This is a genomic window from Klebsiella sp. CN_Kp075, assembly GCF_040065055.2.
GTDB lineage: Bacteria > Pseudomonadota > Gammaproteobacteria > Enterobacterales > Enterobacteriaceae > Klebsiella > Klebsiella aerogenes.
On record NZ_CM198050.1, the window covers coordinates 1,084,416 to 1,109,568 of the forward strand.

Here is a 25,153-nt window from a genome sequence, read left to right on the forward strand (position 1 = left end):
GCTATTCTCGCAATCCGAAAAATAGAGAGACTACTTTCCTGAATGAGCCGTTCCTGCCTTCGCCAGCTCTTTAACCAGCGGCAGCATCACTTTGACGACATCGCGCCCGCGATGCTCGATCCTTCCCGGCAGCGCTTTGTCGATATACTGTTGGTTATCCAGTTGCACGTCATGCCAGCTGGTACCCTGCGGGAAGCTGCGGGTTTTACTGCGCTGCTGATATCCATCCTTTTTACCCAATGACCAGTTAGTCGCTTCCACGGAGAGTACCGGGATCCCGGCGCTGTCAAAAACGCTGGCGTCGTTACAGCAGCCAGTACCTTTCGGGAACTCCGGATTCAGCCCTGGATTGGTGAACGCGGCAATGCCGTGGCTCCGGGCAATCGCCAACGCGCGATCGCGGGTCAGCTTACGTACCGATGCCGGCGTGCTGCGCCCGCTGTTGAAATAGAGCTTATCGCCGACCACCAGGTTATCGAGATTTATCACCAGCAGCGTGTTTTTCTTTTCCGCCTCGCTCATGCGTTTCAGCAAATTTTGCGCGCCCAGGCGGCCTTCTTCCTCGCCGCTGGTGGCGATAAAGCGAATGCCGTAACGGGTGGGGACGTTCTTTAAATGTTCCGCCAGCTCCAGTAATACGCCGAGCCCCATCGCATTGTCGTCGATCCCCTGCAGGGTCAGGCCGCCGAGGTTGTTCTCTACGTCTTTATCGCTCTGCGGGGCATAGGTATCGAGGTGCGCCATAATGATGATTTGCTGGCGAGACTGGCCCTCATGCGCGGCGATTACCGTACTGCCGGTGGCGTTGTGCCAGTTCTTACGTTGGTTGCTGTCGGTATAGATGTAGCGGGTATTGAAACTGCGCACGTCGCTCTGATAACCCATCTGGGCAAATTGTTGACGAAGATAATCGGCTGACAGCATCTCGGCCGGCGTACCGGTCATTCTTCCAGGAAAGACGGTAGCAATATGGCGGGCCTGCGTATTTGCGGTGTCGCCCAGGGCGCTGAATGCCGGAGCGGCGGAGAAGACAAAACCTGTGCCAAGCGCCAGCGGAAGCAGACGGCGGCACATCGCGGAAAACATAGTGGGTCCTTACACGAGCAAAACATTTCGACGGCGTTAGTATGAAACTGTGACGCCGCTTAAACAATTTCATTTGCTCTTAAATAGCGGAAAATGCGCGCGTTAAGCACTTTTTGATATTTAGATTTCCAGCTCGTTATTCTTTTGCGTCACAACTCATTCCATTTCGTAATTTCATTTGCTCAAAGCAGCCCCCTATAGTCCCTCTATTGCTGAATGTAAGAGAGTTGTTGCGCCGTGGATTACTTGCCCCTGTTTGCCGAGTTGAAAGAGAGACCCGTGCTGGTTATCGGCGGCGGTGAAATTGCCGTCCGCAAGATTAAATTCTTGCTGCGGGCGCAGGCGAAGGTACAGGTGGTCGCCGCCGTTCTGTCGCCGGAGCTCGCTGAACAGGTGGAACGTCAGCAAATTAGCTGGCGGGCGACCGCCTTTGATGAACAACAAGTGGACGACGTATTTCTGGTGATTGCCGCAACCGACGATCGTGAACTCAACCAGCGGGTGTTTGCCGCGGCTAACGCCCGCTACCGCCTGGTGAACGTGGTGGATGACCAGCCGCTGTGCTCATTCGTCTTTCCTTCTATTGTCGACAGGTCGCCATTGCTGGTGGCGATCTCCTCCAGCGGCAAGGCGCCGGTGCTGTCGCGCATTCTGCGAGAAAAAATCGAAGCGCTACTGCCCACCAATCTGGGGCGGCTGGCCGAAACGGCGAGCTACTGGCGCCATCATCTCAAAACCCGTCTGACCACCACCGAAGCGCGGCGTCGCTTCTGGGAGCGCGTTTTCACCGGGCGTTTTGCCAGCCTGATGGTGGCCGGTAACCACGCGGCGGCGGAACGAGCGCTCCAGGATGAACTCGACAGACCGGAACGCAGCATGGGTGAAATTATTCTGGTTGGCGCCGGGCCGGGAGATGCCGGGCTGCTGACGCTACGCGGACTGCAGGCGATTCAACAGGCGGACGTGGTGTTTTATGACCACCTGGTGACCGAGAGCGTGCGCGAGCTGGTGCGCCGTGATGCCGAAATGATCTGCGTAGGTAAGCGCGCGGGCGAGCACTCCGTACCGCAGCACGAAACGAATCAAATGCTGGTGGATGCCGCCAAAGCCGGGAAAACGGTGGTGCGCCTGAAGGGCGGCGACCCGTTTATCTTCGGGCGCGGCGCGGAAGAACTGCAGGCCGCCGCCGCCGCCGGGATCCCCTTCCAGGTGGTGCCAGGCGTCACCGCCGCGGCGGGCGCGACGGCCTATGCCGGCATTCCGCTGACCCATCGCGATTATGCGCAAAGCGCTGTCTTTGTCACCGGTCACTATAAATCTGACAGCGCGCCGTTTGACTGGGCGCTGCTGGCGAAGAGCCAACAAACGCTGGCGATTTACATGGGCACCATGAAAGCGGCGGACATCAGCGCTCAGCTGATCGCCCATGGCCGCGACGCGAATACCCCGGTGGCGGTGATTTCCCGCGGCACCCGCGAGGATCAGCAGACGCTGACCGGCACGTTACAACAGCTCGAACATCTGGCGAAAGATGCCCCGATGCCCGCTCTACTGGTGGTGGGCGAAGTGGTACAGCTGCATCAGCAGCTCGCCTGGTTTCAACACACAACATCTAGCGAGGGGTTTAACTCTTCGGTGGTAAATCTGGCTTAAGGAACGGTTATGGACCAAAAACGACTCACTCACCTGCGGCAACTGGAGGCGGAAAGCATCCATATCATTCGTGAGGTGGCCGCCGAATTCTCTAACCCGGTGATGATGTACTCCATCGGTAAAGATTCCAGCGTAATGCTGCATCTGGCGCGCAAAGCGTTTTATCCGGGAACCCTGCCGTTCCCGCTGCTGCACGTCGATACCGGCTGGAAATTCCGTGAGATGTACGAGTTCCGTGACCGTACCGCCAAAGCCTACGGCTGTGAACTGCTCGTGCATAAAAACCCGGAAGGGGTGGCGATGGGCATCAACCCGTTCGTTCACGGCAGCGCCAAGCACACCGATATCATGAAAACCGAAGGCCTGAAGCAGGCGCTGAACAAATATGGCTTTGATGCCGCATTCGGCGGCGCGCGTCGCGATGAAGAGAAATCCCGCGCCAAAGAGCGAATTTACTCCTTCCGCGATCGTTTCCACCGCTGGGACCCGAAAAATCAGCGTCCGGAGCTGTGGCACAACTACAACGGTCAGATTAACAAAGGCGAAAGCATTCGCGTCTTCCCGCTCTCTAACTGGACCGAGTTGGATATCTGGCAGTACATCTACCTGGAAAATATTGAAATCGTCCCGCTGTACCTGGCGGCAGAACGCCCGGTACTGGAGCGCGACGGCATGCTGATGATGATCGATGACGACCGTATCGATCTGCAGCCGGGCGAGATGATCAAAAAGCAGATGGTACGCTTCCGTACCCTCGGCTGCTGGCCGCTGACCGGCGCGGTAGAGTCCAACGCGCAAACGCTGCCGGAAATTATTGAAGAGATGCTGGTATCCACCACCAGCGAACGTCAGGGGCGCGTCATTGACCGCGACCAGGCAGGCTCCATGGAGCTGAAAAAACGTCAGGGTTATTTCTAAGGAGCCGCCATGAACACTACGATTGCACAACAAATTGCTAATGAAGGCGGCGTAGAAGCTTACCTGCACGCGCAACAGCACAAAAGCCTGCTGCGTTTTCTGACCTGCGGCAGCGTCGATGACGGCAAAAGCACCTTGATCGGCCGTCTGCTGCACGATACGCGCCAGATTTATGAAGATCAGCTCTCTTCTCTGCACAATGACAGCAAGCGTCACGGTACTCAGGGCGAGAAACTGGATCTGGCGCTGTTGGTGGATGGTCTGCAGGCCGAGCGCGAGCAGGGCATCACCATTGATGTCGCCTATCGCTACTTCTCGACCGAAAAACGCAAATTTATCATTGCCGACACCCCGGGCCACGAGCAGTACACCCGTAATATGGCGACCGGCGCGTCCACCTGCGATCTGGCGATCCTGCTGATCGACGCCCGCAAAGGCGTGCTCGACCAGACTCGCCGCCACAGCTTTATCTCCACGTTATTAGGGATTAAGCACCTGGTGGTCGCGGTGAACAAAATGGATCTCGTCGAGTTCAGCGAAGCGCGCTTCAATGAAATTCGTGAAGATTATCTGACCTTCGCCGAACAACTGCCGGGCAAGCTTGATATCCGTTTCGTGCCGCTGTCGGCGCTGGAAGGGGATAACGTCGCCACACAGAGCGACAAAATGCCGTGGTACAGCGGCCCGACGTTGCTGGAAGTGCTGGAAACCGTTGACATCCAGCGCGATGTCGAAAGCCAGCCGCTGCGCTTCCCGGTGCAGTATGTGAACCGTCCGAACCTGGATTTCCGCGGCTTCTCCGGCACCGTCGCCTCCGGGACGGTCACGGTCGGCCAGCGTCTGAAGGTGCTGCCGTCGGGCGTGGAGTCGAACGTGGCGCGTATTGTCACCTTTGACGGCGACCTGCCGCAGGCCGGGGCGGGAGAAGCGATCACTATCGTCCTGAAAGATGAAATCGACATCAGCCGCGGCGATTTGCTGGTTGACGCTGAAGCCTCGCTGCCCGCGGTACAAAGCGCCAGCATCGACGTCGTGTGGATGGCGGAACAGGCGCTGTCGCCGGGTCAGAGCTATGACATTAAAGTGGCTGGCAAGAAAACCCGCGCCCGCGTTGACGCTATCCGCTATCAGGTCGACATCAATAATCTGACCCAGCGTGAAGTCGAAGCGCTGCCGCTGAACGGCATCGGGCTGGTGGAGCTGACCTTTGACGAGCCGCTGGTGCTCGATCCGTATCAGGACAACCCGGTGACCGGCGGGCTTATCTTTATCGACCGCCTGAGCAATGTGACGGTTGGCGCGGGAATGGTCAACGAACCGCACCTGCAGGCGCAGGCTCCGACGTCGCAGTACAGCGCGTTTGAGCTGGAGCTGAATCAGCTGATTCGTAAACACTTCCCGCACTGGGACGCACGCGATCTGCTGGGAGGCAAGTAATGGCCCGGCATGACGAAAACGTCGTCTGGCATGCGCATCCGGTGACCCGCGAGCAGCGCGAGCAGCATCACGGCCATCGCGGCGTGGTACTGTGGTTTACCGGCCTCTCGGGGTCGGGTAAATCCACCGTCGCCGGGGCGTTGGAGGAGGCGCTGCACGAGCTTGGCGTTAGCACCTACTTGCTTGACGGCGATAATGTGCGTCACGGGCTGTGTAGCGATCTGGGATTCAGTGACGACGATCGCAAAGAGAACATTCGCCGCGTTGGTGAAGTAGCTAAGCTGATGGTCGATGCCGGGCTGGTTGTATTGACCGCGTTTATATCTCCTCATCGTGCGGAACGGCAGATGGTGCGCGAGCGTTTGGGGGAAGGACGCTTTATCGAAGTGTTTGTCGATACCCCGCTGGCCACTTGTGAGACGCGGGATCCGAAAGGATTGTACAAGAAGGCGCGGGCAGGGGAGTTGCGTAATTTTACCGGTATCGATTCGGTCTATGAATCCCCGGAGAATGCTGAAATTCATCTGGATGGTGAACAATTGGTAACAAATTTGGTGCACCAACTATTAGACCTGCTTCGACAGAGCGATATTATCAGATCCTGAAAAGGCAACGGCATCGAGGGGTGCCGGTCGCCCGGTCAACAGGATTCAATATGCGCAATACCCAGAACCTCAGTATTATTCGTTCAGAACCGCCTCCGGCGGCCGGCGACGAGACCACCTGGTCTTTGTCAGGCGCCGCCGTGGGCTTTATTTCATGGCTGCTGGCGCTGGGTATTCCCTTCCTCATGTATGGCGGTAATACGCTCTTTTTCTTCCTCTATACCTGGCCTTTCTTCCTTGCCATTATGCCGGTCGCCGTGGTGGTCGGTATTGCGCTACATTCATTACTGGACGGCAAACTGATCTACAGCGTTTGCGCGACGATTTTAACCGTCGGGCTAATGTTTGGTCTGCTGTTCCTCTGGCTGTTGGGATAGCCTTTTTGGGATGAATCAAGCCTGGGTATCCATCGCAAAAATGTGGTACAGTCCCCGCGTTACGCGGCATCGTCCGCGCGCCAGGGTAGAGTACTCCGGCGAGTTATGGGATGATGATGCCGTTTTTCAGGGGGCAGGATGGGTAAATTAACGCTGCTATTATTAGCTTTGCTGGTCTGGCTACAGTACTCGCTGTGGTTTGGCAAAAATGGTTTGCACGACTATAGCCGGGTTAATGACGATGTCTCCGCTCAGCAGGCCACTAACGCCAAATTAAAAGCGCGCAACGATCAGCTTTTCGCCGAAATTGACGATCTCAACGGCGGTCAGGAAGCGATCGAAGAACGCGCGCGCAATGAACTCAGCATGACCCGCCCGGGCGAAACGTTCTATCGTCTGGTGCCGGATGCCTCAAAACGCAATCAGGGTTCTGCGCAGAATAATCGATAAACAAGCCCAGGATGACAATATGGCAGCCACTTTTCCGGGCGTTTGCGCCGTGGTGCCGGCAGCCGGTTTTGGCCGCCGTATGCAAACGGAGTGCCCGAAACAATATCTCTCAATCGGTAACAAAACGATTCTCGAACATTCGGTCGCCGCGCTGCTGGCGAACGAACGCGTTCAGCGGGTGGTGATCGCCGTCAGCCCTGGCGACATCCGCTTTAGTCAACTTCCCTTAGCCCACCATCCGCAGGTCACCGTCGTTGACGGTGGCGCTGAGCGCGCCGATTCGGTTCTGGCGGGGCTGAAAGCCTTAGCGGATGCGCAATGGGTGCTGGTTCATGATGCCGCGCGTCCGTGCCTGCATCAGGATGATCTCTCGCGGCTGCTGGCGCTAAGCGCGACCAGCCGCGTCGGCGGCATACTGGCGGCGCCGGTGCGCGATACCATGAAGCGTGCCGAACCGGGCAAAACCGCGATCGCCCATACCGTCGAACGCAATGATTTATGGCATGCGCTGACGCCGCAATTTTTCCCTCGAGAACTGCTATTTGACTGCCTGACGCGCGCGCTGGATGAAGGCGCGACCATCACCGATGAAGCGTCGGCGCTGGAGTACTGTGGCTTCCATCCCGAATTGGTCGCCGGACGAGCTGATAATATTAAAGTAACGCGCCCGGAAGATCTGGCGCTGGCCGAATTTTACCTTACCCGTTCCCGACACCAGGAGAAGGCTTAATGCGAATTGGACACGGTTTTGACGTACACGCTTTTGGCGGTGAAGGGCCAATTATTATTGGCGGGGTACGTATTCCTTATGAGAAAGGGCTGCTCGCCCATTCCGATGGCGACGTCGCGCTGCATGCGCTGACCGACGCGCTGCTGGGCGCCGCGGCGCTGGGCGATATCGGCAAACTGTTCCCGGATACCGATCCGGCCTTTAAAGGCGCGGATAGCCGCGAGCTGCTGCGTGAAGCGTGGCGGCGGATTCAGGCGAAGGGATATACCCTTGGCAACGTTGACGTCACCATCATTGCCCAGGCGCCAAAAATGCTGCCGCATATCCCGCAGATGCGCGTATTTATCGCCGAAGATCTCGGTTGCCATATGGACGACGTCAATGTGAAAGCGACCACCACCGAGAAGCTTGGCTTCACCGGCCGTGGCGAAGGCATCGCCTGTGAAGCGGTGGCGCTGCTGCGTAAGGTTACGCAATGATCGCCTTTGATGACTTAACATACCTGCACGGCAAGCCGCTCAGCCAGGGGCGGCTGAAGGCCAATCCGGAAGACTTTCTGGTGGTCGAAGACCTCGGTTTCGCCCCCGATGGCGAAGGCGAACATGTGCTGGTGCGGATTCTGAAAAATGGCTGCAACACCCGTTTCGTTGCCGACGCGCTGGCGAAATTCCTTAAAATCCATGCGCGCGAAGTGAGCTTTGCCGGGCAAAAGGATAAGCACGCGGTCACCGAACAGTGGCTGTGCGCCCGCGTGCCGGGTAAAGAGATGCCGGATCTGAGCAAATTTCAGCTCGAAGGCTGCCAGGTGCTGGAGTATGCCCGCCATAAGCGTAAGCTGCGTTTAGGCGCGCTGAAGGGCAACCAGTTCACGCTGATCCTGCGGGAAATCAGCGATCGCGACGATGTCGAAAAGCGTTTGCAGGCGATTGCCGCCGGCGGGGTGCCGAACTACTTCGGCGCGCAGCGCTTTGGTATCGGCGGTAGCAACCTGCAGGGCGCATTGCGCTGGGCCGAGAGCGGCGAGCCGGTGCGCGATCGCAATAAACGCAGTTTTTGGTTGTCGGCGGCACGCAGCGCGTTGTTTAATCAGCAAGTTGCAATTAGATTAAAAAAAACGGAATTTAATCAGGTTGTTGATGGCGATGCGCTACAATTAGCGGGGCGCGGAAGCTGGTTTGTGGCAACCACCGAAGAGTTGGCGGAATTACAGGCGCGGGTCGATAACCGCGAGCTGATGATTACCGCTGCGCTGCCGGGCAGCGGCGACTGGGGCAGCCAACGCGACGCGCTGGCCGCCGAGCAAGCCGCGATAGCCGAAGAAACGTCGCTACAGGCGCTGCTGGCGCGCGAAAAAGTTGAAGCCGCGCGCCGGGCGATGCTGCTGTATCCGCAGCAATTGTGCTGGAACTGGTGGGATGATGTCACTGTTGAACTGCGCTTCTGGCTGCCAGCGGGAAGTTTTGCCACCAGCGTGGTAAGGGAACTTATCAATACAACGGGTGACTATGCGAATATTGCTGAGTAACGATGACGGTATCCACGCGCCGGGGATCCAAACCCTGGCGAAGGCCTTACGCGAATTTGCCGAGGTCCAGGTTGTTGCACCCGATCGTAATCGCAGCGGCGCCTCAAACTCGCTCACGCTGGAATCTTCTCTACGCACGTTCACCTTTGAAAATGGCGATATCGCCGTCCAGATGGGCACGCCGACCGACTGCGTGTATCTCGGCGTTAACGCGCTGATGCGTCCGCGTCCGGATATCGTGGTCTCAGGAATCAACGCGGGCCCCAATCTTGGCGATGATGTCATTTATTCCGGCACCGTCGCGGCGGCGATGGAAGGCCGCCATCTTGGTTTTCCCGCCCTTGCCGTTTCGCTGAACGGCTATCAACATTACGACACCGCGGCGGCAGTGACGTGCACCATTCTGCGCGCGTTAAGCCGCGAGCCGCTGCGTACCGGGCGGATTCTCAACATCAACGTGCCGGATCTTCCCCTCGAGCAAATCAAAGGTATTCGCGTGACCCGTTGCGGCAACCGCCATCCGGCCGACCAGGTCATTCCGCAAAAAGATCCGCGCGGTAATACGCTGTACTGGATCGGCCCGCCGGGTGATAAGCGCGATGCCGGGCCGGGGACCGATTTTGCGGCGGTGGATGAAGGCTATGTTTCCGTAACGCCATTGCATGTCGATTTAACCGCTCATCAGGCACATGAGGTGGTGACCGATTGGTTAGAACGCGTCGGGGTTGATACGCAATGGTAAGTAAACGTGTTGAAAGTTTGTTGAATCAGCTACGCACTCAGGGCATCGTCGATGAGCGAGTCCTCGAGGCAATCGCGCAGGTTCCGCGCGAAAAATTCGTTGATGAAGCTTTTGAACATAAGGCGTGGGAAAACACCGCGCTGCCGATTGGCCAGGGGCAAACCATCTCGCAGCCCTATATGGTGGCGCGGATGACGGAGCTTCTGGAACTGACGCCGGACTCAAGGGTGCTGGAAATCGGCACCGGCTCCGGCTATCAGACGGCGATCCTGGCACACCTCGTGCACCACGTCTGCTCGGTCGAGCGGATTAAGAGCCTGCAGTGGCAGGCGCGTCGGCGTCTTAAACAACTTGATTTACATAATGTTTCAACCCGTCATGGCGATGGATGGCAGGGTTGGCAGGCTCGCGCGCCTTTTGACGCGATTATCGTCACCGCCGCGCCGCCGGAAATTCCGGCCGCGCTGATGGCGCAGCTTGATGAAGGCGGCGTGCTGGTTTTGCCGGTCGGTGAAGAACATCAGTATCTGAAGCGGATCCGTCGCCGCGGCGGCGAGTTTTTCATCGATACCGTCGAAGCCGTTCGCTTTGTTCCGCTCGTCAGAGGGGAGCTGGCCTGAACCCGGATTATTCCAGGTTTTTTTTGCCTAAGTTTAGGCGTAGGGTGGACACATTTTTCAGTGTCCTGGCCGGGCGCTGCCCGGTAAGCAAGATATTGGCAGTTAACATATTCCTGGGGGATAAATGAGCGCGGGAAGCCCAAAATTTACCGTAAGCCGTATTGCGGCGTTGTCACTGGTTTCACTCTGGCTGGCCGGGTGTACAAATACCAATAATCCGCCTGCGCCGGTGAATTCGGCAAGCGGCGCTGCGTCCTCCAGCACCAATTCCGGGATGCTGATTACACCGCCATCCTCCGGCGGGCAGCAAGTTCCTCCGGCTCAGCCGATTCAACCGATGCAGACCCAGCCAATTCAGACTCAGCCGACCCAGGTTCAGCCGATGGCACAGCAGCCGGTGCAGACGGTGAACGGTAAGATTGTTTACAACCGTAAATATGGCGATATTCCGAAAGGTAGCTATACCGGCGGTAGTACCTATACCGTTAAGCGCGGCGATACCCTGTTCTATATCGCGTGGGTCACCGGCAACGATTTCCGCGACCTTGCGGAACGCAACAATGTCCCGGCGCCGTACGCGCTGAACGTGGGTCAGGTGCTGCAGGTCGGCAACTCCGCAGGCCAGCCGATCACCGGCGAAAATCCGGTATCTCAGGCTAGCGCGCAGGCAAGCGGCGGTGCGACGGCCACCACAACTTCTGCACAAAAATCCACCGCAGTGGTTGCGTCACAACCGACTATTACGTATTCTGAATCTTCAGGTGAACAGAGTGCTACTAAGATGTTGCCGAATAATAAACCAGCAACGACCACGACGACGGTCGCTCCGGTTACGGCGCCATCAACCGTTAGCACAACCCAACCGACTGCAAGCAGTACGTCTACCAGTTCGCCGATCTCATCATGGCGCTGGCCGACTGATGGCAAGGTTATCGAGAACTTTAGCGGCGCGGAAGGCGGCAATAAAGGTATCGACATTGCAGGCAGTAAAGGACAGGCTATTGTCGCGACCGCCGATGGGCGCGTCGTCTATGCCGGTAACGCACTGCGCGGTTACGGTAATCTTATTATCATCAAACACAACGATGATTACCTGAGTGCCTACGCTCATAACGATACCATGCTGGTTCGGGAGCAACAGGAAGTCAAAGCGGGGCAGAAAATCGCTACCATGGGTAGCACCGGAACCAGCTCAACAAGATTACATTTTGAAATTCGTTACAAGGGGAAATCCGTCAACCCGCTGCAGTACTTACCGCAGCGATAATTTGGCAAAGTACGGATAAGCGTAACACCATGAAAGGCGCCAGGGCGGTCGCGATATGCCTCCTTCAGTGGAGGCATAAAGAGGATAACTCCGGCGTCGTTTAGTGATGGGTCGCGGAAGGTGCTTTGCTCAGGGATCACGGGTAGGAGCCACCTTTATGAGTCAGAATACGCTGAAAGTTCATGATTTAAATGAAGACGCGGAATTTGATGAGAACGGAATGGAGGTTTTCGACGAGAAAGCCTTAGTAGAAGAGGAACCCAGTGATAGCGATCTGGCTGAGGAAGAGCTGCTGTCGCAAGGCGCCACCCAGCGCGTTCTCGATGCGACACAGTTGTATCTTGGTGAGATTGGTTATTCCCCGCTGCTGACGGCCGAAGAAGAAGTCTATTTCGCCCGTCGCGCACTACGTGGAGATGTTGCTTCACGCCGTCGCATGATTGAAAGTAACCTGCGTCTGGTGGTGAAGATCGCTCGTCGTTACAGCAATCGTGGTCTGGCGCTGCTGGATCTGATTGAAGAAGGTAACCTCGGCCTGATCCGCGCAGTTGAGAAGTTTGACCCGGAACGTGGGTTCCGTTTTTCAACCTACGCTACCTGGTGGATCCGTCAAACGATTGAACGGGCGATTATGAACCAAACCCGTACCATTCGTTTGCCTATCCATATTGTGAAAGAGCTGAACGTTTATCTGCGTACCGCGCGCGAGTTGTCGCATAAGCTGGACCACGAGCCAAGCGCTGAAGAGATAGCCGAACAGCTGGATAAACCGGTTGATGACGTTAGTCGTATGCTGCGTCTGAACGAGCGCATTACCTCAGTGGATACCCCGCTGGGCGGTGACTCAGAAAAAGCGCTGCTGGATATTCTGGCCGATGAAAAAGACAACGGCCCGGAAGACACCACGCAGGACGATGATATGAAACAAAGCATCGTCAAATGGTTGTTCGAACTGAACGCCAAACAGCGCGAAGTACTGGCTCGTCGTTTTGGGCTGCTGGGTTATGAATCCGCAACGCTTGAAGATGTGGGTCGTGAAATCGGCCTGACCCGCGAACGCGTGCGTCAGATTCAGGTTGAAGGCCTGCGCCGCCTGCGGGAGATCCTGCAGGGACAGGGGCTAAACATCGAAGCGCTATTCCGCGAATAAATCGTTTTCTCTCAAAAAGGCCCAATCCTGCGATTGGGCCTTTTCCTTTGTATTAACCGATGCGGGTTTCCTGCAGGTGACGCCAGAAGATTTTCCCCTCAATGCGCTGAAATATCGCCGTCGACCAGCGCACGATCTCGCCTTGTTCCGGCAGGGTCTGGCTTTCGCGGTACAGCACCGCGCCGCCGTCTTGCCATTCGCTCAATACCTGCGCATTATCAACCACGATGCTTAATCCCGGGCGGCTGCCGCCCGCGCTATGGAAAAAACCGCTTACCGTCGGGTAATCCATCTTAGCGCCGCTGATAGGAACCATTGTAAATTCTTGCGCAAAGCGGCTCATCAGCGCTTGCGCGCTACCTTCTTTCCGGCCCAGCCATTGTTCAATGATTACGTGGGCGTCGATAACTTCTTGGATCCATGGGTTCATGTTTTCTCCGGGTTAAGCTGCAGGCGATTGCAAATGAGTACTGTAAACCGCGCGTCAGGGGCGGATAAATGCGCTTTTCAGGGATATACTGTCTAAAATTTTTTGACAATAAGCGTCATTCAAATGCTAAACCTGCAGCGCGTTACCATGTTTGTCGCCGTTGTTGATGCCGGGAGCTTTACCGCGGCGGCGGCGGCGCTTGGGCAAACCAAAGCGGTGGTTAGTTTTAACGTTCGTCAGCTAGAGAGTGAACTGGGAGTGACGTTGCTTCTACGTTCGACGCGCCGGTTAACGCTCACCGAAGCCGGGGCGGTGTTTTACCAGCGCGGCGTCGGGCTGCTGAAAGCCGCGGAGAATTTACAGGACGAGGTGCGCGCCAGCCACGCCGGGTTAAGCGGCGAACTGCGGATCACCACCACCCCGGAATATGGCGCGCAGGTGATCATCCCGGCGCTGGCGGAATTCGCTCGTCGACATCCGGCGCTGCGGGTGCGCCACGTCTCATCGTCGTATCATGCGGATTTGATCTCGGAACGGTTTGATGTCGCGATACGTCTCGGCACCCTGGCCGATTCGCGCTATCACGCGGCTCGTATTTCGCGTTTCGCCATCGTGCCCGTGGCCTCACCGGGATGGCTGGATAAACATCCGCTGCGCACGCTTGCCGACCTGGCGCAGGCGGCATGGATTGTTAACGAGCGCCTGGCGACGCCGCTACGCTGGCAGCTCCTGACCGCCGAAGGGCAATCGATCGCTTTTGAAATTACGCAACCGCCGCGGATCTCAGCCGATAGCGCACAAGCGTTAATGGGCTTTGCGCTGGCGGGAAGCGGGGTGGCGCTACTCCCGGAGTGGCTGGTGGCCGAAGCCATCGCGCGGCAGGAGCTGGTGCGGGTATTGCCGGAGTATATTTTTCCCTCCCAGGGTGTATTCGCCGTCTACCCGGACGCGCAGCATGTGCCAACCAAGGTCCGGGCATTTATCGATTTTCTGCGTGAACGAACCGCTTAATCCGCGTTTTTATTTTCCATCATTTTCAGGACCAGCCTGGAAAACTGCGCGCGCTCCTCTTCGTTAAGGCGGCTCAAAAACTCTTCATCGACACGGTTGCCCTGCGGCATGGAATTTGCGAGCAGCGCCTGCCCCTCATCCGTCAGATAGACAAAACGGCGACGTTTATCGGTCGGATCGTGTTCGCGGCGCACCAGCCCGCGTTTTTCCATCCGGCTTAGCATCTCCGCCAGCGTCGCTTTCGTGCTGACGGCCGCTTCGATAAGCGTCACCTGCTCGATTCCAGGATGTTCGGCTACCGAGCGCATCACTGCATATTGCGGCTTGGTCAGTTCCGGTAATTCATGTTGCCAGCGCGCGGTATGCTGTTGAAAAAGCTGGCGCAGAAGGTGGAACGCTTCGTTACGTAACTCCATGAACACTCCGTCACAAAAATATCACCTTTATGATAGCCGCATTTACGGCTTCTTTTCACATCTCATTTTTTTGATTATTGATGCGGATCGTATGCGAACGATATTGAGATCCCGTAAAAATGAGCGTAGTTTTAATACAAAGGTTCGTATACGAACAATGTGTGAGGTAGTGAATGAAACTGATTATTGGGATGACCGGGGCGACCGGCGCGCCGTTGGGCGTCGCGCTGTTGCAAGCGCTGAACGAAATGCCGGATGTGGAAACGCACCTGGTGATGTCGAAATGGGCAAAAACCACCATTGAGCTGGAAACGCCCTATAGCGCTCGTGAAGTCGCCGCGCTGGCGGATTTCTGCCATAGCCCGGCGGATCAGGCCGCGACCATCTCATCAGGATCGTTTCGTACCGACGGCATGATTGTTATCCCCTGCAGCATGAAAACGCTGGCGGGTATCCGCGCTGGCTATGCGGAAGGGTTAGTCGGCCGCGCGGCGGACGTCGTGCTGAAAGAGGGGCGCAAGCTGGTTCTGGTGCCGCGAGAAATGCCGCTGAGCACCATTCATCTGGAGAACATGCTGGCGCTGTCGCGCATGGGCGTGGCGATGGTGCCGCCGATGCCTGCCTACTACAACCATCCGGAAACGGTCGAGGATATCACCAACCATATCGTGACCCGGGTGCTGGATCAGTTTGGTCTCGAATATCACAAAGCGCGCCGCTGGAACGGCCTGCGCGCGGTCGAGAATTTATCACAGGAGAATTAATCATGGCTTTTGATGATTTACGCAGCTTTTTGCAGGCGCTTGATGAGCAGGGGCAACTGCTAAAAATTAGCGAAGAGGTGAATGCCGAGCCGGATCTCGCCGCTGCCGCTAACGCCACAGGGCGCATCGGTGACGGCGCGCCAGCGCTATGGTTCGATAACATTCGCGGCTTTACCGATGCCCGTGTCGCCATGAACACCATCGGTTCCTGGCAAAACCACGCGATTTCGCTGGGGCTGCCGCCAAACACGCCGGTGAAAAAACAGATTGATGAATTTATTCGCCGCTGGGATAAATTCCCGGTAACGCCGGAGCGTCGCGCTAATCCAGCGTGGGCGGAAAACACCGTTGATGGCGACGATATCAACCTGTTCGATATTCTGCCGCTGTTCCGCCTGAACGATGGCGACGGTGGTTTCTATCTCGACAAAGCCTGTGTGGTTTCTCGCGATCCGCTTGACCCGGACAACTTCGGTAAACAGAACGTCGGTATTTACCGGATGGAAGTGAAAGGCAAGCGCAAGCTGGGCCTGCAGCCGGTACCGATGCACGATATTGCGCTGCATCTGCATAAAGCGGAAGAGCGCGGTGAGGATCTGCCTATTGCCATCACCCTGGGTAACGACCCGATTATCACCCTGATGGGCGCGACGCCGCTGAAGTATGACCAGTCAGAATATGAGATGGCGGGCGCGCTGCGCGAAAGCCCGTATCCGATCGCCACTGCGCCGTTGACCGGCTTTGACGTACCGTGGGGCTCGGAAGTGATCCTTGAAGGGGTGATTGAAGGGCGCAAGCGTGAAATCGAAGGGCCGTTCGGCGAGTTCACCGGCCACTACTCAGGCGGCCGCAATATGACGGTGGTGCGTATCGATAAAGTCTCTTATCGCACAAAACCGATTTTTGAATCGTTGTATCTCGGTATGCCATGGACCGAAATCGACTATCTGATGGGCCCGGCGACCTGCGTGCCGCTGTACCAGCAGCTGAAGGCGGAGTTCCCGGAGGTGCAGGCGGTCAACGCCATGTACACCCATGGCCTGCTGGCGATTATCTCCACCAAAAAACGCTACGGCGGTTTTGCCCGCGCGGTGGGATTACGCGCGATGACTACCCCGCACGGACTCGGCTACGTGAAAATGGTCATTATGGTCGATGAAGATGTCGATCCGTTCAACCTGCCGCAGGTGATGTGGGCGCTCTCCTCGAAGGTCAACCCGGCGGGCGACCTGGTGCAGTTGCCGAACATGTCGGTACTGGAGCTCGATCCTGGTTCAAGCCCGGCGGGGATCACCGACAAATTGATTATCGACGCCACCACTCCGGTTGCGCCGGACCTTCGCGGTCACTACAGCCAGCCGGTGCAGGATTTACCGGAAACCAAAGCCTGGGCTGAAAAACTGACCGCCATGTTGGCCAACCGTAAATAAGGAGTAAAAGATGATTTGTCCACGTTGCGCTGATGAACAGATTGAAGTGATGGCGACGTCGCCGGTAAAAGGGGTATGGATTGTTTATCAGTGCCAGCACTGCCTCTATACCTGGCGTAATACCGAACCGCTGCGTCGTACCAGCCGCGAACATTATCCGGAAGCGTTCCGCATGACGCAGAAAGATATTGATGAGGCGCCGCAGGTACCGCACGTACCGCCGCTATTACCGGAAGATAAGCGTTAATAAAACGGGCCCGCTAAGACGGGCCTTTTTTATATTTAGCACAATTATGGAAGCTTAAATAAAGAATTCACATTAATGGAGCTACACCAGGCTTTTCAGGCGGTAAATCCACTCCAGCGCCTGACGCGGGCTCAGTGAATCCGGGTCAAGATTCTCCAGCGCTTCCAGCGCCGGTGAGGTCTCTTCCGGCGCGGAGAGCAGCGACATCTGCGTACCATCAACCTGCGTGGCGGCGGCATTTGGCGAAATGCTCTCCAGCTCGCGCAGTTTCTGCCGTGCGCGTTTGATCACCTCTTTCGGCACTCCCGCCAGCGCGGCGACCGCCAGGCCATAGCTCTTGCTGGCCGCGCCGTCCTGCACGCTGTGCATAAAGGCGATGGTATCGCCGTGCTCCAGGGCATCGAGGTGCACGTTAGCCACGCCTTCCATTTTCTCCGGCAACTGGGTGAGCTCGAAGTAGTGGGTGGCGAACAGGGTCAACGCTTTGATCTTATTCGCCAGATTCTCCGCGCAGGCCCACGCCAGCGACAGACCATCGTAGGTGGATGTGCCGCGACCAATCTCGTCCATCAGCACCAGGCTGTGTTCGGTGGCGTTGTGCAGAATATTGGCGGTTTCGGTCATCTCCACCATGAAGGTGGAACGGCCGCTCGCCAGGTCATCCGCCGCGCCGACGCGGGTAAAGATGCGGTCGATAGGGCCAATTTCTACCTTCTGCGCCGGTACGTAGCTGCCGATATAGGCCAGCAGCGCAATCAGCGCGGTCTGGCGCATATAGGTACTTTTACCGCCCATGTTGGGCCCGGTGATGATCAGCATGCGGCGCTGCGGCGCCAGCTGCAGCGGGTTGGCGATAAATGGCTCTTTCAGTACCTGCTCCACCACCGGGTGACGGCCTTCGGTAATGCGAATACCGGGTTTATCGATAAAGGTCGGGCAGCAGTAGTTCAGGGTTTCCGCGCGTTCCGCGAGGTTCACCAGTACGTCCAGCTCGGCCAGCGCGCTGGCGCTGGTTTGTAAGTCGGCCAGATGCGGCAGCAGTTTTTCGAACAGGTCGTCATAGAGCTGTTTTTCCAGCGCCAGCGCCTTGCCTTTAGACGTCAGTACCTTATCTTCGTATTCCTTGAGTTCCGGAATAATGTAGCGCTCGGCGTTTTTCAGCGTCTGGCGGCGCACGTAGTGGATCGGCGCATGCTGGCTCTGGCCGCGGCTGATCTGGATGTAGTAACCGTGAACGGCATTGTAGCCGACCTTCAGGGTATCAAGGCCCAGGCGCTCGCGTTCGCGGATTTCCAGTTTGTCGAGATAATCGGTCGCGCCATCGGCCAGCGCCCGCCACTCATCCAGCTCTTCATTATAACCCGGAGCGATAACGCCGCCGTCACGCACCAGTACCGGCGGCGCATCGATGATTGCGCGTTCCAGCAATTCGCGTAGCTCGGCGAACTCGCCCATTTTCTCGCGCAGCTGTTGCACCGGCTGACAGTCAACGTCGGCCAGCAGCTCGCGCAGCAGCGGCAACTGCTGGAAGGCATGGCGCATACGGGCTAAATCGCGCGGGCGGGCGGTACGCAGCGCCAGACGCGCCAGAATACGCTCAAGGTCGCCGACCTGACGCAGTACCGGCTGCAGCTCGGTATAGCGTTCCTGTAAGGCGCCAATCGTTTGTTGGCGTTCAACCAGCACCGCGGTATCGCGTACCGGCATATGCAGCCAGCGTTTGAGCATGCGGCTGCCCATCGGCGTGACCGTGCAGTCGAGTACCGAGGCAAGGGTGTTATCAACGCCGCCGGCGAGATTCTGGGTGATCTCCAGATTGCGACGGGTGGCGGCATCCATAATGATGCTGTCCTGCTGGCGTTCCATGGTGATGGAGCGGATGTGCGGCAGCGAGGTGCGCTGGGTATCTTTGACGTACTGTAACAGGCAGCCGGCGGCGCACAGCCCGCGCGGGGCGTTTTCGACGCCGAAGCCCACCAGATCGCGGGTGCCGAACTGCAGGTTGAGTTGCTGGCGTGCGGTGTCGATTTCGAACTCCCATAGCGGGCGACGGCGCAGGCCGCGGCGGCCTTCAATCAGGGAAGATTCGGCAAAATCTTCCGCATACAGCAGTTCCGCCGGATTGGTACGTTGTAGTTCCGCCGCCATGGTCTCGCGGTCGGCCGGTTCGCTCAGGCGAAAGCGACCGGAGCTGATATCCAGCGTCGCGTAGCCGAAGCCTTTACTGTCCTGCCAGATGGCGGCCAGCAGGTTATCCTGGCGCTCCTGCAGCAGCGCTTCATCGCTGATGGTGCCCGGCGTAACGATGCGTACCACTTTGCGTTCTACCGGCCCTTTGGTGGTGGCCGGATCGCCAATCTGTTCGCAAATCGCAACCGACTCGCCCTGGTTTACCAGTTTCGCGAGATAGTTTTCCACCGCGTGGTGGGGGATGCCGGCCATGGGAATCGGTTCGCCCGCGGAAGCGCCGCGTTTGGTCAGCGAGATATCGAGCAGCTGCGAGGCGCGTTTGGCGTCGTCATAAAACAGCTCGTAAAAGTCGCCCATCCGGTAAAACAGCAGGATCTCCGGATGCTGAGCCTTCAGCTTCAGGTACTGCTGCATCATTGGGGTATGGGCGTCTAAATTGTCGATTGTGCTCATAGGGTGTTATCCAGGTCCCTGATTTTTAATGGAGTGCGATTTTATTATTGTCGTCGTTATCGCATGAGGAAGACATGATAACGGAGATAGGCATTTGAGGGAAAGTGACGAAGTGGACGCAGCGATCCTGATTCCACTTCTCGAACGCGCGGCCCTCGCTAAGCTGGCCGCGCGTGACGTTCAGGGCGCCAGATAAACCTGTGGAATCGCTTTTTCCGGGTGCTGGCCGAGGCGCACATCCGCGCCGTACCAGCGGCTAATGATTTCCTGCTGGATAACCTGATGCGGGAAGAGTACCGGCTGATGGCTGAAAAACCGGAACACTCAAAAAGTGCATGGAACTGAAGCTGGGATGCTTACATATCCACCTCTGATTAATATGTTATATTTATATCAGTCATAAAGCCACTTTCCAGCTTTCGCTGATTCCGAAAACATTCTGATTGTTAAAGGTTTGCGATTTCGTTCTACATCTTCCCGTTTTAATTTAAACCACCGTGTTAGCAGTGGAGTATTTTCCCAAGGGAAATAATACGACCATTTAATTTCTGATAAATCTATATTAAATTTTTTTTCAAATTTATTCAAAGCTTCATGCAGGTCATCACCGGGAGCTTCAAATAAATCAGAATCAAGTTCTAAAGGGATTTCTTTCCAATTGCTGTCTAAATATCCGGGGATCTCTTCACGGAAAAGTGCTAATACCTCTTGTTGAATTGTATCCATCAAAAGGATGTCCATTGTATACGATCTTTAGGGCGTGCTATGAGGTTGTATTTGGCCTGAGTTTTCCTTGATACTTGGTAAATTGAATTCACAAGACCAACCCAGCCTAACCACGGAACATATCGTGCTATGACTGCGGCAAGATTATTTGTTTTTCGCATTCTTACACCAACTGGTGTTGGAACTCTAATACCAAAAGGAGTTCGTGCATTTCGTAAAAGCATTCTCCCATACCTGGAAATAACACTTGTCCCTTTGATTGCTTCTCCCGGTTTCGTTCTGGTTTTTAACCACGGTTGCCCAGCGAGGATAGCAGCACCTGATTCAATGCCAATTCCAAGTTCATCACAAAATTGCTCAAGGAAAATCACATCAAATAGTTCACCTGCTGACAGGTTCGATTGTCCGTGGTAGAAGTAGGTTCCGTTTAGTTCTTCTGTCGTATCCATTCAATCACCTGTTAGGCTGTTTGTCGTTCATTCCAGGCATCTGTGAAAATTATGTTTCCATCACAATGTTTCCAGGTGATTTTCTCGTATCTTAGCTCCACAGATTCAAGATGGTTGTTGTTCTTGTCCTCTGGGGAAGCCATCGTAGGGGAGATTGATACGATTCGAACTCCTTCAAGTAGCATATTGAAGTATTCCACTTCCTGACCAGAATCGTTGATTTTGTACCATTTAATTTCGGCAGATTTCAGGTTTTGACCAGTAGCAACTGCTTTGTATAGGTATGGGCTGGAATAGTCGAATTCTTTAACGATGATCATTGGAGAATGCTGACGAGTGCCAGTAGGTTTGCCAGTGGAATTATCAGTGGGAATGGAGAGATTATGGTGAAACCCTTTAAACTCTATACTGAACTCCCTGTCTGCAACATCACAGCCACCTTTGATTAGTGCTCCGCCATCGTCATAGAGCCACATATTACCGGGAATAGCCATGTCCTTATTTCCTTATGTTTTTATAAATCCCTGTAAATAGTTTATCTATTGAGTGAAGGTGAGTAAATAACCAATGTGTGGTTTTTTTGTTCCTCAGTTTCAACAATTTAATCACTGAAAAATGGTACTGCTGCATCATGGGGGTATGGGCGTCTAAATTGTCGATTGTGCTTATAGGGTGTTATCCAGGTCCCTGATTTTTAATGGAGTGCGATTTTGTTATTGTCGTCGTTATCGCATGAGGAAGACATGATAACGGAGATAGGCATTTGAGGGAAAGTGACGAAGTGGACGCAGCGATCCTGATTCCACTTCTCAGACGCGCGGCCATCGCTAAGCTGGCCGCGCGTGACGTTCAGGGCGCCAGATAAACCTGCGGAATCGCTTTTTCCGGGTGCTGGCCGAGGCGCACGTCCGCGCCGTACCAGCGGCTAATGATTTCCTGCTGGATAACCTGATGCGGCGTGCCCTGTGCGACCACCTGTCCCTGGTGTAGCAGCAGAATCTGGTCGGCCCACAGGGCTGCGAGGTTGAGATCGTGCAGCACCACGCAGACATGCAGCTGGCCGGAAGCTGTCAGACGCTTGAGCAGGCGTAACAGATGTTGCTGGTAATAGAGATCCAGCGCCGAGGTGGGTTCATCCAGAAACAGCCAGCCCTGCGGCGCGCCGTTTTGCCACAGTTGGGCGAGGCAGCGGGCCAGCTGTACCCGCTGCTGCTCGCCGCCGGAAAGCGACGGATAGCGCCTGCCGCGCAAATGATCGCAGCCGGTTTCCGCCATAATATCGCGCAGAGTCTGCGGACTGGCGGTCTCTTCCCACGGCGAGCGCCCCATGGCGATAACCGTTTCCACCGTCCAGTCGGCCTGGAGTGGAGTGCGCTGCAACATCACCGCCCGGCGGCGCGAGAGCGCCTGCGGCGACCAGCGCTCCAGCGTTTTGCCGTCCATTATGCGCTCGCCGCTGTCCGGGGTAAGGAAGCCGGTTAGCAGCCGCAGCAGGGTTGATTTGCCCGCGCCGTTCGGGCCGATCAGCGCGGTCATCTCGCCGCCGCGCAGCGTCAGCGAAACCTGGTCAATCACCTGTCGTTGGCCGAGCCGCAGCGACAGACCTTGCGCCCGATAGTCTTTATCCATGGATTGGTTTCTCCCGACGAAATATCAGCCACAGGAACCACGGCGCGCCCAACAGGCTGGTTAGCAGCCCCACTGGCATCTCCGCCGGCGCGGCGACGGTGCGTGCCAGGGTATCGGCAATCAGCAGCAGAATCGCGCCCGCCAGCAGCGAGCCGGGGATGAGACCCCGGTGGTCCGCCCCCAGCCACATTCGCATCAGATGCGGCACCACCAGGCCGATAAAGCCGATGACGCCGCTTATCGCTACCGCCGCGGCGACCAGTACCGCGCTGCATAGCAACAGCAGCCGCTGCAGCGCCCGCACGTTAACGCCGAGATAGTGCGCCTCTTCATCGCCGAGTTGCAGCAGATTAAGTCGTGTTGCCATCCGCCACACCGCTATTGACGCCGGAATAATCAAGCTGGCCGCCACCAACAGCGTCGGCCATTCGGCCTGGCCCAGGCTACCCATCCCCCACAGCGACAGCTGGCGTAGCTGAGCATCGTTGCTTAGCCACGCCAGCACGCCGACCAGCGCCCCGCATAAGGCGTTGATGGCGATCCCCACCAGCAGCAGCCGCGACAGCGAACCGTCGCCTGCGCGGCTGAGGATAAAAATCACCACCATCACCGCCAGGCTGCCGATAAACGCCGCCAGCATCGGCATATACAGGGCTAACAGCGCCGGCACGCTGAGCGGCAGCACCAGCCAGCAGGCCACCGCCAGCGCCGCGCCGCTGCTGATACCCAGCAGACCTGGATCGGCGAGCGGGTTGCGAAACAGCCCCTGCATCACGCAGCCGGACAGGGCCAGCGCGGCGCCGACCAGCAGCGCCAGCAGCACTCGCGGCAGACGGATCGTCAGCCAGATATGGCGCAGGATTTCATCGCCGGAGGGTAGCAGGTTGATCAATGGCAATTGCATTGCGCCGAGGGTGGTCGCGTAGAGCGTCAATACGACCAGCAGCAGCGTCATCAACAGCAGATGGCGAACGATGGCAGGGCGCATCAGGGTGACTGCTCCGCTTTTTGCCGCAGTTCGAGGATCGCCTGCGGCGTACGCGGGCCGAAGCCGAGCAGGGCCATATCGTCGATCGCCAGTAGCTGTTTATGGCGGCCTGCCGGCGTTTGCGCCAGACCGGGCAATTTCCATAGCCCGCTTTCGCCGCCCATCCCTTTGAGGCCATCGGCGGAAATCACCACCAGATCCGCCTGGCTTGCGGCCACCCCTTCCTGCGACATCGCGCGATAATGGTCAAAACCCTGCATCGCATTTTGCAGCCCGGCGGCGCGAATCGCGCCATCGGCGGCGGTGTGCTGCCCGGCCACCATGGTATTCATCCCGCCGTGGCTGAGGATAAACAGTACCCGTTTGGCGATAGGGCGTGTGGGAAGGGCGGCTATCTGCTGCCGGACCTGCTGGCGCAGCACGTCGCCAGCCGGAGTTTTACCTAACGCTTCGGCGATAACGGCGATTTTGTTATCGATAGCGGCAAGGTTATCGCCGCCCGGCACGTTGACGACCGTCACCTTATTGTCCTGCACTTTCTGCAGCACCAGCGACGGCTGCGCCTGCGCGCTGGCCAGTACCAGCTGCGGGCGTAAGGAGAGGATCCCCTCGGCGCTTAATTGCCGTAGATAGCCGACGTCCGGTAGCTTTTGCGCGGCGGCAGGCCAGGTGCTGGTGCTGTCCTTCGCCACCAGCTGCTGCCCAGCGTTCAGCGCGTAGACAATTTCGGTAACGTCGCCGCCGAGGGAAATCACCCGTTCGGCGGCCGCGCTGGCGAACAGCGGCAGTGCGGCAAGCAGTATTCCCCAACGTTTCATGCCGGCTGCCCTTCCGCGCACAGACGCGCCACCTGCGCGCGCCACTGTTCTTGCTCCGGGTGGCCTTCGCTGCGCTGGCCGTACAGCTGGGCGATTTGCGTACCGTCTTTGGCAAACAGTTCGACGCTGGTGACGTGACCATCGGAGGTCGGTTTACGGGTGACCCAGATTTCATCCACGCTGTCTTCGCGCAGATGCAGGGTAAAGGCGCTGTTGAAGATGTTGATCCAGCCGCGCATCGGCGCCAGCTTTTCCAGCGCGCCGGTGAAGATCTGCACGCAGCCGCGGTTGCCGACGAAGATCATGATTTCATTGCCGTCCTGGCGCACCGTTTCCAGCAGTCCCGGCAGGGCGTTATTGTCGATGCGGCAGGCCAGATCGTCGCTCACCAGGCGGAAGGCCTGCTGACGGGAAAGATTGTGTTTACGCAGCAAACCGAAGAACTGGTGCACATCGGTCATCGCGCGCCACTCGTTTTCCAGCGCCGCGGCGTCGGCGGAGTCGGCGTACTTCACGCGGTCGGCCGGGCGAATCGTCAGCGCGCCGGGCGCCGTCTCGCTGAATTCGGCCACCAGCGTTTGCCATGCCGCCATATCGGTTTGCCCGGTGGCGTAGACCTTAAGCAGGGCGTCGCCGTGCGGGTCGAAGAACTGGATGCTCTGGCGGCCGTTATCGTTGAGGTGGAACACGCTCGACCACTGGCTGAGGAACAGGCGCAGGTCGAGGGCGCGGGGATTGAGCACCAGCCCGGCGTGGCCGCTCAGGTGTTGATGGGTAAATTCGCCGACCTGCTCGTGCACCGCGTATTCGTTGCGGCAGATGCATTTGGTTTCGCCGACGCTCTCCAGGGCGGCGATAATCGCCCGTACGTCGTCGTGCAGACGCACGGCATCGTGACCAACGCGTGCGGCGGTTAATTCGGCTTCGCTAATTCCCATCTCTAAGGCGATGTCGCGGGCATATTTGGCGGTGGAGCGGGCTTTGGTGGCCTGGTAGCGCTGCCACAGATCGTCGTGTGCGTTTTGCATAATCCACATCCTTC

At 57.1% G+C, this 25,153-nt stretch carries 28 protein-coding genes and 1 pseudogene; 17 read left to right on the plus strand and 12 right to left on the minus strand.

All coding sequences use genetic code 11. The annotated features are described in order from the left end of the window. Positions 1–30: 30 nt before the first annotated feature. A complete protein-coding gene (locus ABLV78_RS05150) occupies positions 31–1,086 on the minus strand; it encodes an aminopeptidase (protein WP_047044273.1) in 1,056 nt (351 codons plus the stop codon). 237 nt (positions 1,087–1,323) lie between these two features. On the opposite strand from ABLV78_RS05150, the gene cysG reads away from it, so the two are divergent. The 13 genes from cysG to rpoS all read left to right on the plus strand — a co-directional run bounded on the left by cysG (position 1,324) and on the right by rpoS (position 12,560). Beyond that, the gene (gene cysG / locus ABLV78_RS05155; protein ID WP_047044275.1) at positions 1,324–2,739 is read left to right on the plus strand and encodes a siroheme synthase CysG; all 1,416 of its coding nucleotides are present in this window, start codon (positions 1,324–1,326) and stop codon (positions 2,737–2,739) included. A gap of 9 nt (positions 2,740–2,748) precedes the next feature. After that, positions 2,749–3,657 carry a sulfate adenylyltransferase subunit CysD gene (gene cysD / locus ABLV78_RS05160; RefSeq protein ID WP_015369979.1) on the plus strand — a complete coding sequence of 303 codons (909 nt, stop codon included), beginning with the start codon at positions 2,749–2,751 and terminating at the stop codon, positions 3,655–3,657. A 9-nt stretch (positions 3,658–3,666) separates the two neighbouring features. Continuing rightward, positions 3,667–5,094 (plus strand): sulfate adenylyltransferase subunit CysN, encoded by a 1,428-nt coding sequence (gene cysN, locus ABLV78_RS05165; RefSeq protein WP_047044277.1) that lies wholly within the window; start codon positions 3,667–3,669, stop codon positions 5,092–5,094. Then, positions 5,094–5,699: an adenylyl-sulfate kinase gene (gene cysC / locus ABLV78_RS05170; RefSeq protein WP_047044279.1), complete on the plus strand. Its 606-nt coding sequence runs from the start codon at positions 5,094–5,096 to the stop codon at positions 5,697–5,699. The genes cysN and cysC overlap by 1 nt, the downstream gene beginning before the upstream one ends. A gap of 50 nt (positions 5,700–5,749) precedes the next feature. Further along, positions 5,750–6,076, plus strand: a complete 327-nt coding sequence (locus tag ABLV78_RS05175; RefSeq protein ID WP_047044281.1) for a DUF3561 family protein — start codon at positions 5,750–5,752, stop codon at positions 6,074–6,076. Positions 6,077–6,214: 138 nt separating this feature from the next. Further along, positions 6,215–6,526, plus strand: coding sequence for a cell division protein FtsB (gene ftsB, locus ABLV78_RS05180; RefSeq protein ID WP_015369983.1), 312 nt, complete (start codon positions 6,215–6,217; stop codon positions 6,524–6,526). 19 nt (positions 6,527–6,545) lie between these two features. After that, a complete protein-coding gene (ispD, locus tag ABLV78_RS05185; protein WP_047039060.1) occupies positions 6,546–7,256 on the plus strand; it encodes a 2-C-methyl-D-erythritol 4-phosphate cytidylyltransferase in 711 nt (236 codons plus the stop codon). After that, complete coding sequence (ispF, locus tag ABLV78_RS05190) at positions 7,256–7,735, plus strand: 2-C-methyl-D-erythritol 2,4-cyclodiphosphate synthase (RefSeq protein ID WP_047044283.1); 480 nt, start codon at positions 7,256–7,258, stop codon at positions 7,733–7,735. The genes ispD and ispF overlap by 1 nt, the downstream gene beginning before the upstream one ends. Continuing rightward, entirely contained in the window at positions 7,732–8,781 is a 1,050-nt protein-coding gene (truD, locus tag ABLV78_RS05195) for a tRNA pseudouridine(13) synthase TruD (RefSeq protein ID WP_047044285.1), read from the plus strand. Before ispF ends, truD begins: the two co-directional genes overlap by 4 nt. Beyond that, positions 8,762–9,523: a 5'/3'-nucleotidase SurE gene (surE, locus tag ABLV78_RS05200; RefSeq protein ID WP_015369987.1), complete on the plus strand. Its 762-nt coding sequence runs from the start codon at positions 8,762–8,764 to the stop codon at positions 9,521–9,523. The genes truD and surE overlap by 20 nt, the downstream gene beginning before the upstream one ends. Next, on the plus strand, positions 9,517–10,143 hold the full coding sequence (locus tag ABLV78_RS05205) for a protein-L-isoaspartate(D-aspartate) O-methyltransferase (RefSeq protein ID WP_015369988.1): 627 nt from the start codon (positions 9,517–9,519) through the stop codon (positions 10,141–10,143). Before surE ends, ABLV78_RS05205 begins: the two co-directional genes overlap by 7 nt. Positions 10,144–10,267: 124 nt before the next feature. After that, complete coding sequence (gene nlpD / locus ABLV78_RS05210; RefSeq protein WP_047044288.1) at positions 10,268–11,410, plus strand: murein hydrolase activator NlpD; 1,143 nt, start codon at positions 10,268–10,270, stop codon at positions 11,408–11,410. Between the two features lie 157 nt (positions 11,411–11,567). Continuing rightward, positions 11,568–12,560 carry an RNA polymerase sigma factor RpoS gene (gene rpoS / locus ABLV78_RS05215; RefSeq protein ID WP_015369990.1) on the plus strand — a complete coding sequence of 331 codons (993 nt, stop codon included), beginning with the start codon at positions 11,568–11,570 and terminating at the stop codon, positions 12,558–12,560. Between the two features lie 52 nt (positions 12,561–12,612). Here rpoS and ABLV78_RS05220 read toward each other — a convergent pair whose 3' ends face one another. Further along, the gene (locus tag ABLV78_RS05220; RefSeq protein WP_047044290.1) at positions 12,613–12,990 is read right to left on the minus strand and encodes a DUF4440 domain-containing protein; all 378 of its coding nucleotides are present in this window, start codon (positions 12,988–12,990) and stop codon (positions 12,613–12,615) included. 123 nt (positions 12,991–13,113) lie between these two features. Here ABLV78_RS05220 and ABLV78_RS05225 point away from each other — a divergent pair, with 123 nt between their 5' ends. Then, positions 13,114–14,001 carry a LysR family transcriptional regulator gene (locus tag ABLV78_RS05225; protein WP_047044291.1) on the plus strand — a complete coding sequence of 296 codons (888 nt, stop codon included), beginning with the start codon at positions 13,114–13,116 and terminating at the stop codon, positions 13,999–14,001. Here ABLV78_RS05225 and ABLV78_RS05230 read toward each other — a convergent pair. Beyond that, positions 13,998–14,417: a MarR family winged helix-turn-helix transcriptional regulator gene (locus ABLV78_RS05230; RefSeq protein ID WP_047044293.1), complete on the minus strand. Its 420-nt coding sequence runs from the start codon at positions 14,415–14,417 to the stop codon at positions 13,998–14,000. The genes ABLV78_RS05225 and ABLV78_RS05230 overlap by 4 nt on opposite strands. 173 nt (positions 14,418–14,590) lie before the next feature. Between ABLV78_RS05230 and ABLV78_RS05235 the strand changes: the two genes are divergently transcribed. Genes ABLV78_RS05235 through ABLV78_RS05245 form a run of 3 tightly spaced genes read left to right on the plus strand, consistent with a single transcriptional unit; the run spans position 14,591 to position 16,858 of the window. Beyond that, positions 14,591–15,181, plus strand: coding sequence for a non-oxidative hydroxyarylic acid decarboxylases subunit B (locus ABLV78_RS05235; protein WP_047041933.1), 591 nt, complete (start codon positions 14,591–14,593; stop codon positions 15,179–15,181). Between the two features lie 2 nt (positions 15,182–15,183). Beyond that, complete coding sequence (locus ABLV78_RS05240; protein WP_045361374.1) at positions 15,184–16,611, plus strand: non-oxidative hydroxyarylic acid decarboxylases subunit C; 1,428 nt, start codon at positions 15,184–15,186, stop codon at positions 16,609–16,611. A 10-nt stretch (positions 16,612–16,621) separates the two neighbouring features. After that, positions 16,622–16,858 (plus strand): non-oxidative hydroxyarylic acid decarboxylases subunit D, encoded by a 237-nt coding sequence (locus ABLV78_RS05245; RefSeq protein ID WP_047039048.1) that lies wholly within the window; start codon positions 16,622–16,624, stop codon positions 16,856–16,858. An 81-nt stretch (positions 16,859–16,939) separates the two neighbouring features. Here ABLV78_RS05245 and mutS read toward each other — a convergent pair whose 3' ends face one another. The 9 genes and pseudogenes from mutS to ABLV78_RS05290 all read right to left on the minus strand — a co-directional run bounded on the left by mutS (position 16,940) and on the right by ABLV78_RS05290 (position 25,139). Next, on the minus strand, positions 16,940–19,501 hold the full coding sequence (mutS, locus tag ABLV78_RS05250; protein WP_042895300.1) for a DNA mismatch repair protein MutS: 2,562 nt from the start codon (positions 19,499–19,501) through the stop codon (positions 16,940–16,942). Between the two features lie 180 nt (positions 19,502–19,681). Then, positions 19,682–19,789, minus strand: a pseudogene (hmuV, locus tag ABLV78_RS05255) (heme ABC transporter ATP-binding protein); the annotation flags it as partial. Between the two features lie 105 nt (positions 19,790–19,894). Continuing rightward, the gene (locus ABLV78_RS05260) at positions 19,895–20,242 is read right to left on the minus strand and encodes a DUF1493 family protein (protein WP_088389772.1); all 348 of its coding nucleotides are present in this window, start codon (positions 20,240–20,242) and stop codon (positions 19,895–19,897) included. Then, the gene (locus ABLV78_RS05265; protein WP_072056492.1) at positions 20,227–20,676 is read right to left on the minus strand and encodes an STM2901 family protein; all 450 of its coding nucleotides are present in this window, start codon (positions 20,674–20,676) and stop codon (positions 20,227–20,229) included. Before ABLV78_RS05265 ends, ABLV78_RS05260 begins: the two co-directional genes overlap by 16 nt. 11 nt (positions 20,677–20,687) lie before the next feature. After that, entirely contained in the window at positions 20,688–21,170 is a 483-nt protein-coding gene (locus tag ABLV78_RS05270) for an Hcp family type VI secretion system effector (RefSeq protein WP_047044296.1), read from the minus strand. 355 nt (positions 21,171–21,525) lie between these two features. Next, positions 21,526–22,305 (minus strand): heme ABC transporter ATP-binding protein, encoded by a 780-nt coding sequence (locus ABLV78_RS05275; RefSeq protein WP_047044298.1) that lies wholly within the window; start codon positions 22,303–22,305, stop codon positions 21,526–21,528. After that, positions 22,298–23,293 carry a FecCD family ABC transporter permease gene (locus ABLV78_RS05280; protein ID WP_047044300.1) on the minus strand — a complete coding sequence of 332 codons (996 nt, stop codon included), beginning with the start codon at positions 23,291–23,293 and terminating at the stop codon, positions 22,298–22,300. Before ABLV78_RS05280 ends, ABLV78_RS05275 begins: the two co-directional genes overlap by 8 nt. Then, on the minus strand, positions 23,293–24,111 hold the full coding sequence (locus tag ABLV78_RS05285) for a heme/hemin ABC transporter substrate-binding protein (RefSeq protein ID WP_047044303.1): 819 nt from the start codon (positions 24,109–24,111) through the stop codon (positions 23,293–23,295). Before ABLV78_RS05285 ends, ABLV78_RS05280 begins: the two co-directional genes overlap by 1 nt. Then, positions 24,108–25,139: a hemin-degrading factor gene (locus ABLV78_RS05290; protein WP_047044304.1), complete on the minus strand. Its 1,032-nt coding sequence runs from the start codon at positions 25,137–25,139 to the stop codon at positions 24,108–24,110. The genes ABLV78_RS05285 and ABLV78_RS05290 overlap by 4 nt, the downstream gene beginning before the upstream one ends. Between the last annotated feature and the right edge of the window lie 14 nt (positions 25,140–25,153).